This is a genomic window from Acidicapsa dinghuensis (assembly GCF_025685685.1).
Classification (GTDB): Bacteria; Acidobacteriota; Terriglobia; order Terriglobales; family Acidobacteriaceae; genus Acidicapsa; species Acidicapsa dinghuensis.
Genome location: NZ_JAGSYH010000012.1, coordinates 91,048 through 107,427, shown reverse-complemented (window position 1 = coordinate 107,427; position 16,380 = coordinate 91,048). Strand labels below are relative to the sequence as shown.

Here is a 16,380-nt window from a genome sequence, read left to right as displayed (position 1 = left end):
CTGCAGCCATGGACTCACTACTACAACCACGAAAGACCTCATGGTAGCCTCAACTACAACCCGCCCATCAGCCGCTCCGAGATACCGCTCGCCGATGGAACAACCTCTTGAGCTTCTACAGACACCCGCCTAATCTTCGGTCAGCGAAATACGTACTGTCTGCTGGATTGAACCTGAGGTCGCAGTTACGGTAACGGAGGATGTGATAGGCGTTGAAGTTGAACCAGATCCTGATGAACCCCCACCACCGCAACCGGAAAACAACATCATACCTCCAGCAACCGCTATAACAACAAGCCATGTATAGACACGACTGCGACGTTTTACACCAAAGAGGCAAAGAACAGCAGTGAGCGCGATGCTTTCTCGCGCAAATAAGCGACTGGAGCTTGCAGATTGCGGAGAAGTATTGAATGTAAGTTGAGTCGTAGTTGCGCCTCCAGATGGCGTTACACTCGTTGGATCAAAACTACAAGTGGCACCCGCAGGCAGCCCCGAACAGGAGAAGTTAATTGGGGCGCTAAAACCATTCTGAGGCGTCGCAGTGAGAATTACTATGCCACTTCCCCCAGACTTTACAGTAAGTGAAGACAACGACGCAGTCAGGCTGAAAGTGGGCGGAGGAAGGTTAATTACATATTGTGCAGTAGCTACTGGGCTATTGGCATATCCGCTGGCCACAGCAATGGCTTCTATGGTTTCCGATGAATTGACCGAAATAGGTCCTGTGTACAGCGTAGAAGCGGTAGTTGGAATGGTTCCGTCGATTGTGTAATAAATCGATGCATTCGACGTTACATCACTGATCGAAACCGACTGCGCTGCAGTGTAGGTTCCAGAAGCTGGACTGATTTCCGGGGTGGCAGCAGGATTGGTTGACGGGAGCGTGTAAGTAGCCAACGCGATCACACTGCTGCTGTAGCCAGGCGCGATGGCAATGGCCGCGATGGTTTCACTCGATGAGACACCGATCGGGCCGCTATAAACCATCGATTTGGTCGTGGGCGTCGAGCCATCCGTAGTGAAGTAGATGCTAGAGTCGGCTGTTGTGTCCGTGATCGTTACTGTCTGTTCCGCTGAATATGTACCTGATGGCACGCTAAACATAGGTGCCTCCGTCAATGGTGACCCTGCCGAAAGCCCATATTTCCATAGATCATTCGGCCCTCCGAGATCTCCATTCGCGTCATATGCAGCGCCGCTGAAGAGCCAGAGATCGCCATTCGTGTCGATCCAACTAAAAGCTCCTGCGCGGCTGCCGGGAATGTTGGTTGCCGCAGGCGTGCCTAGCGTCCCATATACGCCGGGCTTGAATCCGTTAATGCCGAGGTCGTCGGCACCTCCCATCCAGGTCCACTCATTGGTAGAGGGGGAGAATTGCCATAGATCGTTCAGAGCGCCCGTATTCAGGGTTCCAGCGGAGCCCGAGCCTCCGGAGAGCCAGATATTGCCTTTGGTGTCCGTCCAGGTGGCCCCGCTGGTGCGCGGCCCGGGCACGTTTCCGGAGGAAGCTTCCCCCAGCGTTCCGTAGCTTCCGATAATTCCCGAGTATTCATATCCATTCATCCATGCCCACTGGTTTGTGGAGATGTTGAATTCCCATAGATCGTTCGCGAGGCTCGGATTTTGATCTACATCGAAGGCATAACCTCCAAAAAGCCAAAGATTGCCGTTGCCGTCAGTCCAGCTCATTGGCGACTGTCTGGATCCCGGAACATTGTCCGCTGCCGGTTTGCCCATGGTTCCATAGATTCCTGAAAGCCCCCATGAGGGACTCTCCCCGGAACTGCTACCGCTTTTCCATGTCCACTCATGAGTGGTTGGACTGTATTCCCATAGATCATTCAAGTAGCACTGAATATCGGTGCCGTTATAACCGACTCCTCCAAAGAGCCAGAAATTTCCGTCGTGATCGGTCCAGCTCGCTGTCTCATAGCGGGCGCCGGGGATATTTGTAGAGGCGGGCGTTCCCAGCGTTCCATATATACCGGGCTCGCCGTCGAAAAGTGAAGGGACGGTGCTGCTTCCTCCCATCCACGTCCATTGCTTGCTCGTCGGATCAAACTCCCACAGATCATTGAGAAAGCCGAGAGTACCGGCGGAGTCGAAACCCCAACCCCCAAAGAGCCATAGGTGGCCGCTGTAATCACTCCAACTCGTTGCCCATTCTCGGCCTCCAGGAGCATTTCCTGAGGCTGGTGCTCCTAGTGTTCCATACACTCCAGATTCACCGCAGAAGGTCTGACTCGTAATCTGGATGCAGGTGGCGCCTATGTTGCTGCTGCCTCCCATCCATGCCCAGTCATGCGCTGAGGGGTCGTATTCCCATAGGTCATTCAAGAATCCCTGAGTCCCGACGGCATCGGAACCCAGTCCTCCAAAGAGCCAGAAGTGACCGTCGCTGTCAGTCCATTTCACACCAAACGAGCGTCCTGATGGACTATTCAGAGCTGCAGGTACGCCCAAGGTTCCATAGACGCCATGCGAGCCCTTGTTATCTGTATTGCTGCCTCCCATCCATGTCCACTCGTTTGTTTGAGCTTGAACTGAAAAGGCAACGCCAAAGCTCATAGAAATTAGAAGAACTGTGGAAGATGAGGTAAGTATCTGTTGTCTTCTCCATAACTTTGCAAATGGGTCCTTAGAACGAGATGACAACATCAGTTTAACCAGAAGGCGAAACAAACAAATACAATGCTTCACGGCCATTTCCTTTTAATAGCCATCTTTCGCGAAACTGCTGCGAACGCGTGAAATTATGACCAAGGACGCATTCGCCTAGCCAAATTGCACATGCTATCGGACTGATAAAGATGGACGGTAAATTGCTTAGCCATTTTACTGCGCTGGAGGTGCAAGCAAAAGATTTTTTCTAAAATTTAATGTTACCGGACAGTTTTAGAGGCACAAAACCTAAAAGCTGAAAAACAGCCGCCGCGAATGGTTAATTGCTAGAAGAACACCTGAAGGAAATGTCGGGACAGACTAGCCCTCGTCGGATTCGCGGAGTTTGGCTATTACCTGGAAGTCTTCCAAGGTGGTGGTGTCGCCTTTGATTTCGCCGTGGGTGGCTAGTTCTCTAAGCAGGCGGCGCATGATTTTGCCGCTTCTTGTTTTGGGCAGGGCGTCGGTAAATCTTATGTCGTCTGGGCGGGCTATGGGGCCGATTTCTTTGGCTACCCACTTCTTTAGCTCATCCTTTAGGGACTCGAGCGAGTTAGCCGGGGCAGCAGAATCCGCAGAGGACGCAGGAGTAGCAGAGCCGTGGTCGGCTGCTGAGGACGACTCGGCTTTGGCGTAACTTGCGGCTACGTGGCCTTCGAGAGTTACGAAGGCTACTACTGCTTGTCCCTTTAAATCGTCGGGGCGGCCTACTACTGCGGCTTCGGCCACTTTGGGGTGGGCTACTAATGCTGACTCTACTTCCATGGTGCCTAAGCGGTGGCCTGAGACGTTTAGGACGTCGTCTACGCGACCCATTAGCCAGTAGTAGCCGTCGGCGTCCTGGCGGGCTCCGTCGCCAGTGAAGTAGCTGCCGGGGACGTCGGACCAGTAGGTTTTCTGGTAGCGCTCGGGGTCTCCCCAGACGGTGCGGGCCATAGAGGGCCAAGGCTTGCGGATGACGAGGAGGCCGCCGGAGCCTTTGGGTACGGGTTTGCCCTCGGGAGTGACGACTTCCGGCTGGATTCCGAAGAAGGGGCGGGTGGCGGAGCCGGGTTTGGTGGGGACCGCGCCGGGGATGGGCGCGATCATGATGCCGCCCGTTTCGGTTTGCCACCAGGTGTCGACGATGGGGCAGCGGTTATGGCCGATCTTTTCTCGGTACCACATCCATGCCTCGGGATTGATGGGCTCGCCGACGGTGCCGAGGAGGCGGAGGGATGCGAGGGAGTGCTTTTCTACGTGTTCATTGCCCCACTTGATGAAGGCGCGGATGGCGGTGGGGGCGGTGTAGAAGATGGTGACTTTGTGGCGATCAATGATGTCCCAGAAACGGTCGCAGCCGGGGTAGTTGGGCGCGCCCTCGTACATGAGGACGGTGGCGCCGTTCTGGAGGGGGCCGTAGACGACGTAGGAGTGGCCGGTGACCCAGCCGATGTCGGCGGTGCACCAGAAGACGTCGTTTGGGTGGTTGGGATTGTCGAGGTCGAAGCAATACCTGGTGGTTAGGTAAGTGCCTACCGAGTATCCGCCCGTGGTGTGGACGAGGCCTTTGGGTTTGCCGGTGGTTCCGCTGGTGTAGAGGATGTAGAGCGGATCTTCGGAGTCCATTGGCTCGGCGGGGCAGATGGGGCGGGATGAGGCGACGAGGTCGTGCCACCACCAGTCGCGGCCGGGCTGCATGTTGACGGGCGTGCCGCTGCGCTTGAGGACGACGACGTGCTTGACGGATGGGGTGTTGGCGAGGGCTTCGTCGACAGTGCGCTTGAGGGGAACTTCGGAGCCGCGGCGGTAGCTGCTGTCCTGGGTGAGGATGGCGACGCACTGGGAGTCGTTGACGCGGTCGGCGATGGCGTGGGCGGCGAATCCGCCGAAGATTACGTTGTGGACGGCGCCGATTCTCGCGCAGGCCAGCAAGGCGATGGCAAGCTCGGGGGTCATGCCCATGTAGATGGCGACGCGGTCGCCTTTCTGGATACCGAGGGATTTAAGGGCGTTGGCGAAGCGCTGGACTTCGCGATGGAGCTGGGCGTAGGTGAGGGTGCGGATCTCGGGCTGTCCGTCTTCACCTATAGGCTCTGCTTCCCAGATGATGGCGGTCTTTTCGGCGTTGTCGCCGAGGGCGTGGCGGTCTACGCAGTTGGAGCAGAGATTGAGCTTGCCGTTGACGAACCATTTGGCCCAGGGGAGGTTCCAGTCGAGGGTCTTGGTCCAGGGCTGAAACCAGTGGAGATTGCGGGCGGCCTCGGCCCAGAAGGATTCGGGATCGGCGATGGAGCGGTTGTAGAGGGATTCGTATTCGGCGAGGGACTTGATGTGGGCAGTGGAGGAGAATTCGGGCGGCGGGGGGAAGATGCGGTCTTCGCGAAGGATGGAGTCGAGGTCTTGAGCAGAAATCGATGACGGCATGGATTGCGAAGACATGGGCGGTCCTTTTTAGACGGAAATAATGGCGTGGGCCAGAGCCGAGTGAAAAAGGACGGTTGACGCTGGCTTCCGATTGAAACGATAGCGGCTGGCAGGGACAGGCGGCAAGTATAGACAGCTCAATCGGAGGTTAATTGGATGGGGATTGAGGGTCGAGGTCGATGTTGTAGTTGGTGTAGTCGATGGAGAGGAGGGTGTCGCCGAAGAGAAAGCTGTGGGAGTGGGCCTCGGCGTGGGTGGCCATGGCGTAGCCGTTGACTTTGGCGTAGTCGCGGGAGACGGTGGTCTGGCCAGCGAAGAAGGATGGGGATTCGGAGGGGGTGCCTTCGATGTGGACGATGGTGTAGTCGGTGGCATCGACCCAGAGCTTGCCGGTGAAGAGATGCTGGCTTTTGCGGTGGGGGTGAAGCTCGACGATGATGCAGGTTTCGCCTTTGTAGTCGACGGTGCCGGGCAGCGGGATGAGTTCGTAGTTATGCGAGGTAAGGAGAGCGGCTTCGCGATTGGCGGGAAGATTGATTTCTTTTTCGCTGGCGAGGACTTTGTCGATGATGGCGGAGCGCATGAGCGATGAACCGGACTGGGCTATGGTTTTGTAGTCCTTACCGACGTTGCGTGTGTAGGTGGTCTGGATGGTCTCTTGTGCGGAGGAAGTTTTGGAGCCGTTGCGGTAGATGTTGTACTGCTCCTGAACGGTGTAACGGGAGATGGCGTCGAGGCGTTTTTGGACGGCGGTGTCAATGCCCTGGATGATCTGGTCGCGTGTGGGAGTGCTGGATGTTTGCGACATGGCAAGCGCTGGGACAGCGAGCATGACGGCGAGGATGCGAATTGCTTGGGGGGATGGCATCGGGAGGTTTGGACGCTTTCGGATGAATCAGGGGTTATTGGCCGGTTTGAGTGACGGCTTGTGCGGTTGCGGGTTGATAGGCGCGGAGCTGGGTTAACTCCTGCTGGGTTCTGGCCCATTTCTTTTTAGATTTAATGGCGTAGGCCGGGGGGTTTGGACCGGAGAAGAAGTTGAGGATGTTGTCGCGAAGCTGGGGCTGCGTCTGGTCGAAGTGGGATTTGGCCAGCTTGTCGAGGAGCTGGGTATAGGTTTCGTCGGTGAGGTGATATTCGCCGATGGCGGTGGGCTTGCCGGTGTCGAAGTCTTTGTTCTCGAGATGGAAGGCGGGGGCATCGGAGAGCTTGAGCTCGGCTTTGTAGGTGCGTGTGGACTGCTCAAGGCTGTGCATGTAGAGGGGTTCGGTGGTGGTGTCGGGAACTTTGATATCGAGGGTACTGAGTGGGCCGACGTGGGGAAGGATGCGCACCAAGAAGGCGAGGAAATGGGCGAAGAAGCCTGGGCGCTTGTAGTCCTTGCCCCAGTCTTTTTCGAACTGATGGCGGGACATGTGGTAGAGGAAGCGCTTGCGGGTCATGGTGGGATCGGCTTGCTGGATTTCGTCATGCTTGGTGACGATAGCTACCTTGGTGAAGGTGGGGATAAGCGTACTGACGGTGTAGCGGAAGGTACCGATGGCGAGGTCGGGATCGGAGATGACGTCGGTGAGCTTGATGCCATAGGTGTCGATGAAAGCGCGTTCGAGGACGGGCCGGGATACCTGGAAACCGATGAAGTCGTGATAGGCGTCTGAGGTGAAGCGGTCGTGAGCTACCTGCAGAACGTCGAAGCCGAATTCGGTGCGGATGTGGGCTTTGGGATCATCTTCGTAGGTGACGCTGGGGCCGAATTTGGCGTGTAGTTTTGGAAAATCGTAGGAGACGGCTGCATTGACGGCGGGGTGGCCGTCGGTGTCGCTGGCGTAGTGGGCGAGAGCGCCGAGGGCGAAGGCATATTCGTTGATGTCCTGCGACTCTTTAAGCAGGTTGATGACGAAGTCTCCGCTGCGGACGTAGTGGGTCAGGTCGCTGAAGAGATGGCTGCCGAAGGGGTAGTAGCCGATGTCCTGAATGAGAGAGCCGCCATAGGCGTAGGCGTGGGCGGTGTGGAGTTCGTCGGCTGTGGCGTTGGGGAAACGTGCGCGGAGGAGTGGGACGAGTTCGTCATGCCAGAGGAGATCGATGATTTCTTCGTGGGTGAGGACGGAGTAGGCGCGGGATGGGCGGCTAGCGAAGGCTAACAGGAGAATGGCTGCGATGGATGTGAAGATGGCGACGCGGATGGGCCGGGAGGATTTGGCCTGTGTGAAATGCGCGGTGGTATCGCTGTTACGGGTTGTGAGCATGAAAAAGGCCTGCAGATAGAAGGATAGCGGGCTTAGCTCATTGGCGGGAGTGTTGAATTGCGCATTACAGCGGCCTATTTGGACAAACGCAAACAGGCTGAGGCTGCGGTAAAGCACATGCTTGTATCGGGCGGTTTGCCATTCATGGATTAATCGTGAATGTCGCCTGCCCTTCGGTGCTGGTGACCATTCCCTTTTCGACTGCAATTGCCTTGATGGTCTGGGTGGCGTTTACAGCGATTGGTGAAGTGTATGTTGCGGAGGAAGTCGTGGGGCCAGTGCCGTTGGTGGTGTAGTAAATGGTAGCTCCCGCAGTGGCGTCGGAGATGGTGACGGACTGCGTGGAGGTATAGGTACCGGTCCCAGGAGAAAATGTCGGCGTGGCGACAACCGGCGGCGGCACTGAAATGGTGTATGTCACCTGGCCCTCGGTGCTGGTGGCCAGTCCCTTTTCGACCGCAATTGCCTTGATGGTCTCTGTGGCGCTCACAGCGATTGGCGAAGTGTAGATTGTAGACGAAGTCGTGGGGCCAGTGCCGTTGGTGGTGTAGTAAATGGTAGCTCCCGCAGTGGCATCAGAGATGGTGACGCTCTGCGCGGAGGAATAGGTTCCGGTCCCAGGAGAAAATGTAGGCGTGGCGACCACAGGCGGTGGCGCTGAAATGGTGTACGTCGCTTGGCCCTCGGTGCTGGTGGCCAATCCCTTTTCGACTGCGATGGCCTTGATGGTCTGGGTGGCGTTTACGGCGATTGGCGAAGTATAGATTGCAGACGAAGTCGTGGGGCCAGTGCCGTTGGTGGTGTAGTAAATCGTAGCTCCAGCAGTAGCGTCGGAGATGGTGACGGACTGCGCAGAGGAATACGTTCCGGTCCCAGGGGCGAAGGTTGGCGTGGCGACTACCTGCGCTATGGTGTAGGCGGCCTGCGAGATGGGACTGGGCGTGCCGCTTGCAATGGCCATGGCGTGTATTGTCTCGCTGCTGGTCACCTGGATGGGGGCGGAGTAGACGGACGACGCCGTTGTTGGGAGTGAGCCATTGGTGGTGTAGTAGATGGTCGCGCCGCTGGTAGCGTAGTTGATGCTGACGGTCTGCGGGCCGTTGTAAGCGCCTGCGGCTGGCGAGAAGGTTGGAGAGGGCACGGGCGTGGCTACGCTATACGTCCATGTAAGAATTTTTTGGCTTGCCGTTTCTCCCCCGGTGCCACCCGTAAAGCCGACATAGGCTGAGTTGCTGCCAACGATGGCCGGAATGTCGACGGTCCAGCTTGTGGACCATGTCGCGGAGGTGACGATGTCGGTAATGTTCATCGTAAGAGTGGCGCCGTTGTAAGCCAGATTCACTGTCATCTGGTCGCCGCTGTGAAGATTGATTCCAGTGGAGCTCAAGTCGATCGCGGGAACGGTTGGAACTGCGCCGTCGGTGTAAAGACCTGTGGAATCCGAGCCTTCACCTGCATTGTTGTAGAGATCAAATTTAATGGCCACGGAGTTGCCAATCGTGGCGTAGCCAAGACCGCCGCCCAAAGAGCCAACAGCGGCAGTCCCGCTCTGGGCGTTTTGGATGGTGAAGGTGAATCCATCGGCATTTGGATTGGAGAGCTGGAAGGAGAAGCTGGTTGTGAACGCCTGAATGTTGACGGGGGTGTAGTAAAACGCCGAGCCGGTCTCCGAAGACTCTCCATCGGTCAGTTGGATCCGCGTATCCTCAAGACGGCTGGAGCCGTTTTGGATGATTAAACCGCTCGAAGCCGAGAAGCCCTGGGTGAAATTGATCCCGGTCTGTCCCAGTTGGATGACATAGGTTTGCGAATCTGGCGTGCTGCTCATCAGGCTGGGCGCTGTCGCCATCGCCGTCACCAGCTCATTTGTGTTGATCACGATCGGGCTGGAATAGCGTGCGGACGACGTTGTGGGGGTAGAACCATCGGTGGTGTAGTAGATGCTCGCGTTGGGAGTGCTATCGGAAAGAGTGAGTGGCTGCGCCGAAGTATAGGTGCCGCCAGCAATACTGAAAGTTACCGGCGGAACCTGCTCCAGATCGGTAAACGCCGCGCTGGCCTGCGCGCTGACGTCATAGCCGGTAGCGCTTGCGACGGCGTGGATAGTTTCGTCGGAGCTTACCGTAATCGCTCCCGAATAGAGAGTGGATCTGGTGGTCGCCGGCGATCCGTCCGTGGTGTAGTAGATGCTCGCGTTGGGGGTGGAATCGGTGATGACAGCGCTGACGCTGGTGGAAAAAGATTCACCTGCGGGCGATATCACGGGAGTTGCAGCGGGATTCAGGCTGCTAAGCAATCCATAGAAATCCAATTCGCCGCCCGCGCCCACATACACCTTCCCGTTGGCGATGGTCGGAACAGCGAACTTTACAGCGGGACCGGCCTGATCGCGGGCCGCATTGGTTGCGCTCGAATAGAGGGTAGTGGCTACGTTGCTTGCATTATGGGCCTGGAGGACCGCTGGGCCGCTCGACGGGTAGGTTTCTGTGTCAACGCTCCAAACTATGCCCTGGGTATTGCCGTTGGCTGAGATCGAAAGAGTCGCGCCTGGATAACCGTAGATTTCGCTTGAAGTCGTGGGTGAGGTAGAGAGCATCCCGTTGACGAGCGCGTACGATTCGAGGGAATAATACTTTCCCCACCAATAGATGTTCCCGTTCCAATAAGCAGGCGAACTCCATGAGCCGGCACGGCCTATCACTGCCGTTTGCTCCTGCACAACCTGATCGGCGGTGGTGCTATAACCGCCAAGATTGTCCCGATTAAGTAGATAGAACGTACCTTGTTTCCCGGCCTGAACAGCGAGGTGCGGGTAGTTGCCGGAGATCTGCGTCGGCAGAATCAACAGACCGCCTGAGCCTAGATCCAGATCCTGAGCGTCGAGAGTTGTCTGGACGCCGGGGGTGAATTCATCGGTGATGGTAGGAACACCGTTAGTCAGATCCAGATCAAGTTCGCTGTCACCGTAATCCATCTGGTTGGTGTAGGGCGCGCTTGCGTTGTAGTCCCCGTTGGCCGATGGCACAAACATTCTGCCGTAGGGACGGTTGACGGGATCGAGTTGATCGGCGGCCAGTCCTCCACCGGCCATCCAGATGCCTCCGCCTACGCCGTTGGGTGTGGAGCAGAAGGCGCCAGTCTGTGCGAGGGTAGCGGCGTTGTATCCGAGGATCCACCCGTGCCATGGACCGTTGTCTCCATGTGAACCAAATCCCATCCAGACAATGCCATTGAGCAACAGAAGCCCGGGTCTTTGGTTTTGCCACATGGGATCGAAATCAAGGACACCATTGACGCTTCCATTACCGGTACCGGGAACAGACGCTTTAATTACAACCGGGCCGCCGAATTTTTCCAGGCCCGTTGTAATGTCGAGGGCATGCAGCCGCTGCACCACGACGTTTGATTCCAGCGAGCCACTCACCACATAGAGGGTTCCGGTTGTCGAATCGATCACCGGTGTACCTGTAATTCCAAGAATCGGCTGTATGTCTGAACTGAGTATGCTGGACGGGATCGCGGTCGCGCCCGCGGCTGCGCCATGCGATGTGGAAAGCATCGAAGCAAACCAGAGAGGAGAGGCATTGGCGCCACCATTCATATCGGCGTCGAAGGCATAGACACTGTCGTTTTCGGTAGCTACATATACGACGTTGTGGACTGCGCCGTTGACAGTAATGCCCGACATGTACAGTGGCTGGGCGTAGATCTGGCCATCTACCGGTTGCGAAAAAAGCTTGCCGAACTGGGTGGGGTTGACGTTGGAGGTGGTGAGGATTGTTTCACTCAGATTCTGGCCAGTGCGGCCAATGTCGTTGTGGGCGGTGGTCACATTGACCTGGGAGATTGCGCGCAGTCCAGTAGCAAGGAGAAGAAGCAACGCAAGCATTGAGAATACGGCTGAATGTTTCGACCAGGAGGACCGCGGAGCAATGATGCTTCGCCTAGAACTGTTTTGAACGATCCTGGGCAAGCCGATGACTTCATAACGCCCATATAGAGCCATCTGAGTCTCCTCGACAGCATCTTAGGGATCAAAATGCATCGTGGATGTCCGATTCCACGCAAAGCTACTACATTTTCATTTCGCTGAAATCAGTTGCAATCTCGTACTGGATTTAATTCGCGATACGCGCCACACAGTACCTATGACGCCATGCGGTTTGCAGATACGCGAAGGATGACGAGTGGATTCTGCTCTGATGTTTCTTATTTGGGCAGATAGATTGTGATGGAACCGGCGTCGGCATTGGCGGTGATGATGGCGCTGCGTGGACCTGCGGTAAGACGGGCGATGGCGACCGATCCCCAGCTGCCGGGGATGGACTTTGTGGCACTGGTGAATTTGCCTGATGTGTCGCGGTGGTAGAGCAGGAGCATGCGGCTCTCTGCGCAGGCGATGGCAAGGGTCTGGGTTCCATCGCCGGTGATATCACCGGCGGCTACGCTATTGGGGCCGCGACAGCCTTCGAGCGAGAGCGGTGTATCCGGCATGGGATGAAAACCGCCATGGCCGTCGCCTTGCAGGACGGTAACGACATTCTCTTGCGGGCCGCTGATGTCACGCTGATAGGGGATGATGATGAGATCGGCGTTGCCGTCGTCGTTGAGGTCATCGATAGCGATCTGCCATGGTTTTGCGCCTGCAGGAAAAGGCGATCCGGGAGCGTTGTGCAGGCCTCCATGGCCATCGCCGAGCAGGATGGAGACCGTTCCATCGTCGAGGTTGGTGGTGACGATGTCGGGGTGGCCGTCATGGTTGAAGTCGGCTGTGCGCAGGCGCTCGTAGGGACGGTGACCGGTGGCGAAGAATGTGCCGGGTGTGAGGAGGCGTCCAGTACCGTCACCGCGAAGGATCTCGATTTGATTGTTGCCCCAGCTGTCGGTGGCGGCGTCGGGTTTGCCGTCGGAGTTGAAATCGGCGGCGATGACGGCGTGGGGATGCGGATTGGAATGAACATCGACGGGTGAGCCGGGAGCGAGATGGAAGGCTCCGCGGCCATCTCCGAGGAAGATGCGCAGATAGGGCGACTGATGATTCGCAATGATGAGATCGAGGTTGCCGTCGTTGTTTATGTCGGCGATGGCGATGTCGTTGGGGAGGTGACCGGCGGCGAAGGGTGAGCCGGGGGCGGGTTGAAAGCTGCCGCGGCCATCGCCGAGCAGGATCGCGATGGTGCCGGAATCTGAACTGTCCGACCCGGAGTTGGCGACAACTATATCGGGATTGTGATCATGGTTCAGGTCGGCGACTGCGATCCATCGAGGGCTGGGGCCGGTGGGGATGGTTATCTGGCGGAACTGCTGCGCGTGCGCGAGGAGTGTGCTGGCGCCGAGAAAGAACGCGAGCTGATATAGAGTGCGCATGAGGCGCTGGCGATGAGGTTAACGCAAAATACTGCGCTCGGGAAGAGATCGGCGAAACAGGACCTTTGATATCGCGGTCAGCTCCATCTCCGGTTTACTGATTCTTTTGACCTACGAGCAAAGTAACTTGATAGCGAAGTTAAGCGTTGACGCCGGCTATGCAGGTCTGCAGATAGGCGTGGACTAGGACCAGTAGTTCTTCGCGGAGAGGGCCGATGGTGCGCTCGGGAGATTTGGATTCGAGGATACGGCGGGAGATGCCGTTGAGGGTTGAAACTACGACCGAAGCGATTAGTTCGGGGTCTTTGGTAAGGCGCTCGCGGGCGGTAGCAAAGAGGCTGGCGATGACGTGCAGGGAGCGACTACTGGTGGTTTGGGCGATTGCGTGGCCTTCAATATCAGAGGCAACCGCATAGAGTGCGGCGCTGGTTTTGACGTCGCGCATCTTGGCTGCGAGATAAGCGTAGATGAGGGAGTCTGCCATGTCGAAGAGCGAGGCGTTGCGATGTTGTTCGCAGGCTCGGAGGACGGATTCGCCAATTTCATTCATGTGGCGCTTTAGGCAGGCCTGGAGCAGTGCTCGCTTGTTAGGAAAATATTGATAGAGGGTGCCGACGGAGACTCCGGCGCGGTGGGCGACGGCGGTGGTGGTGAGGCGCTCTTTGCCGAGAGTGAGCAAAACCTGAATGGTGGCCTCAAGAATGGCATCGACGGTGACGGTGGAGCGAGCCTGGATGGGCGTTTTACGCGGGTGCAGAGCGGGTTGGGCGGCGAAAGGCAAATGCGAACTCCGAAACTGAAGATTCCTTCATCCAAAGACAGGATGCTTGAAGAGAGCACAAGATGCTTTTATGGAGTGAATGGAGGAAGAATGTCGAGCAAAGAGATGCTGGGTGGGACGTTTACGTTTCCAGGTACGGATGTGACGGTGCAGCGGATGGGCTACGGCGCTATGCAATTGGCGGGGCCTGGGGTGTTTGGTCCACCGAAGGATCGGGCTGAGGCTGTGGCTGTGCTGCGCGCGGCGGTTGAGGCGGGTGTGAACCACATTGATACGAGCGATTTTTATGGGCCGCATGTGGTGAATGAGATTCTGCGTGAGGCGCTGCATCCGTATGCCGGGTTGACGATTGTGACGAAGGTAGGTGGACGGCGCGGCGAGAAGGCTGAGTGGCTGCCGGCGCAGAGCCCGGAGGAGTTGCGGCAGGGGGTGGAGGACAATCTGCGCAATCTGAAGATCGATGCGGTGGATGTGGTGAATCTGCGGCTTTGGGGTGGTGGAGATCACAAGCCTGCCGAGGGATCTATTGAGGAACGATGGACGGCGCTTGCGGAGTTGCGTGAAAAGGGGCTGGTGAAACATCTGGGGCTGAGCCACGCGACGTTAAATCAGGTACAGGAGGCGGAGAAAATTGCGCCGCTGGTGGGCGTGCAGAACCACTACAACCTTGCGCATCGGGAAGATGATGCGTTGATTGACTATCTAGGGACGAAGGGGATTGCGTATGTGCCGTACTTCCCTCTCGGTGGATTTTCGCCGCTGCAGTCGGAGACGCTGAATGATGTGGCTGCGAAGGTGAATGCTACGCCGATGCAGGTGGCGCTGGCCTGGCTGCTGCATCGTGCTCCGCATGTGCTGCTGATTCCGGGAACGAAGTCGTTGGGGCATCTGAAGGAGAATCTTGCGGCGGCGGAGATTGTGCTTTCGGAGGATGTGCTGCGGGAGTTGGATTCGATTGGGGCTCGCGTGCAATAGCTAAGGGGATCAGCGCTGGCTTTGTTTCGGATGCTGCATCGGCTGCCTTGATGGGGGCGTATCCTTCCCCTGTGTATGCAGGGGGAGGATATGGATCGTCGAGAGTTTGTGAGTGGCGCTTTGACGGCGGCTGGAGCAGCGCTGCTTGGCGGGAATGCGCGTGCGACGATGAGCGAGCAAACGCCTGGGGCTGTTTCTTCGGATGCGGTGGCGAAGGCGCGCTTTCCTGAGGGATTCTTGTGGGGCGCAGCTACTGCTGCTTATCAGGTGGAGGGTGCGTGGAACGAGGATGGCAAGGGTGAGTCCATCTGGGACAGGTTTACGCATACGCCTGGCAAGGTGAAGGGCGGAACGACAGGCGATGTGGCCTGCGATCAGTATCACCTGTATGCGCAGGATCTGGCGCTGGCGAAGCGGCTGAATCTGAAAAGCTATCGATTTTCGATATCGTGGCCACGGATACAGCCGACGGGCGTGGGCGCGCCGAATATGAAAGGCGTTGACCACTACAGCAAAGTGGTGGACGCGATGCTGGAGAATGGGCTGCGTCCGTTTTGCACGATCTATCACTGGGATTTGCCGCAGGCGCTGGAAGATAAGGGTGGATGGCCGAATCGCGATCTGGCGAATTACTACGCGGATTACGCGGGAATACTGGCGAAACATCTTGGAGACCGGATAACGGTTTGGGCTCCGTTTAATATGCCGTGGTCGTTCACTTACATGGGTTATGGCGTGGGGGCATTTCCGCCGGGGCGCGCGAACTTTGATGATTTTTTGAAGGCCGCGCATACGGTTTCGCTGGCACAAGGGCAGGCGTTGCGAGCGATCAAGGCTGCTTCGTCGAAGGCGACTGTGGGCAGCGCGTATGGGATGTGCCCGGCGTATCCGAAGACGGATTCGGAGGCGGATCGCGCGGCGGCGGCGCGATATCACGCGATGAACAATGTGTTCTTTCTGGAGGCGGCGATGAAGGGCCGCTATCCGAAGGCATTTGTGGGTGAGCCTCCGCTGGAGCGGATGGGATACAGAGCGGGCGACGAGAAGATCATGCAGGCTCCGCTGGATTGGGTGGGGTTTCACTACTACACGCGGCGGGTGGTCTCGGATGCGAGCGATGTGAGGGCGTTTGGGGGTGGTGGATTCAGCGGGACGGAGATTGAGGCTGATCCGGCGACGGGGCGCGATCCGCTGACGCGGTTCCGGGCGGAGATGCCTGCGGAGGGTCCGCTGACGGAGTCGGGGCTGGAGGTTTGGCCGCGTGGGATTTATGACCTGGTGATGCAGATTTCACGCGAGTATGACTATCCGGCGATTGAGATTACGGAAAGCGGGTGCGGGTATCTGGATGCGCCTTATGAGAAGGAGAATGGGCGCGTGCCGGATATGCGGAGGATTGCGTTCTTTCGCGAAGATCTTGCGGAGTTGGCGCGGGCGCTTGCGGATGGGGCGAAGGTGCGGTCGTTTCACGCGTGGAGTTTGATCGATAACTTTGAGTGGGCGAATGGGCACAGCGAGCGGTATGGGCTGATCTATGTGGACTATCGCGATCAGAAGCGGACGATCAAGGACTCAGGGCATTGGTATGGACGAGTGATTGCGGCGAACCGGCTGGATGTTTGAGCAGTACTGCACATGATGCCGCGCGGCATGATTATGAGACTACGTGCAGTAGACTGGTGAGGTGCAGGTCAAGTCGCTTATATGAGCGATTTGTTAAACGGGAAGCTGGTGAGAATCCAGCGCTGTCCCGCAGCGGTGATGGGAACGAAACGTTGCATGGCGCGAGTCAAGCACTGCCGTAGTAGACGGCGGGAAGCGGCAACGGAGTAGGCAGCCCAGAGTCCGAAGACCGGCCTGCCGCCACCACCATGGAAGCGCTGGACGCTGACCGTGGGTGCGCTGAGGATTGCCGTTCTCGGGGATTGGAATGGCGGC

At 57.4% G+C, this 16,380-nt stretch carries 9 protein-coding genes and 1 riboswitch; of the genes, 2 read left to right on the top strand and 7 right to left on the bottom strand.

Annotated elements, in window-relative coordinates; translation table 11 throughout:
* Positions 1 to 129: 129 nt before the first annotated feature.
* The 7 genes from OHL22_RS24580 to OHL22_RS24550 form a co-directional block, all read right to left on the bottom strand.
* Complete coding sequence (locus OHL22_RS24580; protein ID WP_263342513.1) at positions 130 to 2,517, bottom strand: chitobiase/beta-hexosaminidase C-terminal domain-containing protein; 2,388 nt, start codon at positions 2,515 to 2,517, stop codon at positions 130 to 132.
* A gap of 468 nt (positions 2,518 to 2,985) precedes the next feature.
* Positions 2,986 to 5,085 carry an acetate--CoA ligase gene (gene acs / locus OHL22_RS24575; RefSeq protein WP_263342512.1) on the bottom strand — a complete coding sequence of 700 codons (2,100 nt, stop codon included), beginning with the start codon at positions 5,083 to 5,085 and terminating at the stop codon, positions 2,986 to 2,988.
* A 133-nt stretch (positions 5,086 to 5,218) separates the two neighbouring features.
* Positions 5,219 to 5,938, bottom strand: a complete 720-nt coding sequence (locus OHL22_RS24570) for a LolA-like protein (RefSeq protein ID WP_263342509.1) — start codon at positions 5,936 to 5,938, stop codon at positions 5,219 to 5,221.
* 34 nt (positions 5,939 to 5,972) lie between these two features.
* Positions 5,973 to 7,319 (bottom strand): zinc dependent phospholipase C family protein, encoded by a 1,347-nt coding sequence (locus OHL22_RS24565; protein ID WP_263342508.1) that lies wholly within the window; start codon positions 7,317 to 7,319, stop codon positions 5,973 to 5,975.
* 142 nt (positions 7,320 to 7,461) lie between these two features.
* Positions 7,462 to 11,208: a chitobiase/beta-hexosaminidase C-terminal domain-containing protein gene (locus OHL22_RS24560; RefSeq protein ID WP_263342507.1), complete on the bottom strand. Its 3,747-nt coding sequence runs from the start codon at positions 11,206 to 11,208 to the stop codon at positions 7,462 to 7,464.
* 320 nt (positions 11,209 to 11,528) lie between these two features.
* Positions 11,529 to 12,686, bottom strand: a complete 1,158-nt coding sequence (locus OHL22_RS24555; RefSeq protein WP_263342506.1) for an FG-GAP repeat domain-containing protein — start codon at positions 12,684 to 12,686, stop codon at positions 11,529 to 11,531.
* A gap of 139 nt (positions 12,687 to 12,825) precedes the next feature.
* The gene (locus OHL22_RS24550; RefSeq protein ID WP_263342505.1) at positions 12,826 to 13,467 is read right to left on the bottom strand and encodes a TetR/AcrR family transcriptional regulator; all 642 of its coding nucleotides are present in this window, start codon (positions 13,465 to 13,467) and stop codon (positions 12,826 to 12,828) included.
* Between the two features lie 90 nt (positions 13,468 to 13,557).
* On the opposite strand from OHL22_RS24550, the gene OHL22_RS24545 reads away from it, so the two are divergent.
* Together OHL22_RS24545 and OHL22_RS24540 are read left to right on the top strand one after the other, a co-directional pair.
* Complete coding sequence (locus OHL22_RS24545) at positions 13,558 to 14,442, top strand: aldo/keto reductase family oxidoreductase (RefSeq protein ID WP_317890922.1); 885 nt, start codon at positions 13,558 to 13,560, stop codon at positions 14,440 to 14,442.
* Positions 14,443 to 14,532: 90 nt separating this feature from the next.
* Positions 14,533 to 16,065 carry a glycoside hydrolase family 1 protein gene (locus tag OHL22_RS24540; RefSeq protein WP_263342503.1) on the top strand — a complete coding sequence of 511 codons (1,533 nt, stop codon included), beginning with the start codon at positions 14,533 to 14,535 and terminating at the stop codon, positions 16,063 to 16,065.
* A gap of 48 nt (positions 16,066 to 16,113) precedes the next feature.
* Positions 16,114 to 16,316: riboswitch (cobalamin riboswitch) on the top strand.
* Positions 16,317 to 16,380: the final 64 nt, after the last annotated feature.

Excerpts from the sequence above, each read along its gene's own strand:
- OHL22_RS24580 (WP_263342513.1), bottom strand. The coding sequence starts at position 2,517 with ATGGGAGGCAGCAATACAGATAACAAGGGCTCGCATGGCGTCTATGGA.
- acs (WP_263342512.1), bottom strand. The coding sequence starts at position 5,085 with ATGTCTTCGCAATCCATGCCGTCATCGATTTCTGCTCAAGACCTCGAC.
- OHL22_RS24570 (WP_263342509.1), bottom strand. The coding sequence starts at position 5,938 with ATGCCATCCCCCCAAGCAATTCGCATCCTCGCCGTCATGCTCGCTGTC.
- OHL22_RS24565 (WP_263342508.1), bottom strand. The coding sequence starts at position 7,319 with ATGCTCACAACCCGTAACAGCGATACCACCGCGCATTTCACACAGGCC.
- OHL22_RS24560 (WP_263342507.1), bottom strand. The coding sequence starts at position 11,208 with ATGCTTGCGTTGCTTCTTCTCCTTGCTACTGGACTGCGCGCAATCTCC.
- OHL22_RS24555 (WP_263342506.1), bottom strand. The coding sequence starts at position 12,686 with ATGCGCACTCTATATCAGCTCGCGTTCTTTCTCGGCGCCAGCACACTC.
- OHL22_RS24545 (WP_317890922.1), top strand. The coding sequence starts at position 13,558 with ATGTCGAGCAAAGAGATGCTGGGTGGGACGTTTACGTTTCCAGGTACG.
- OHL22_RS24540 (WP_263342503.1), top strand. The coding sequence starts at position 14,533 with ATGGATCGTCGAGAGTTTGTGAGTGGCGCTTTGACGGCGGCTGGAGCA.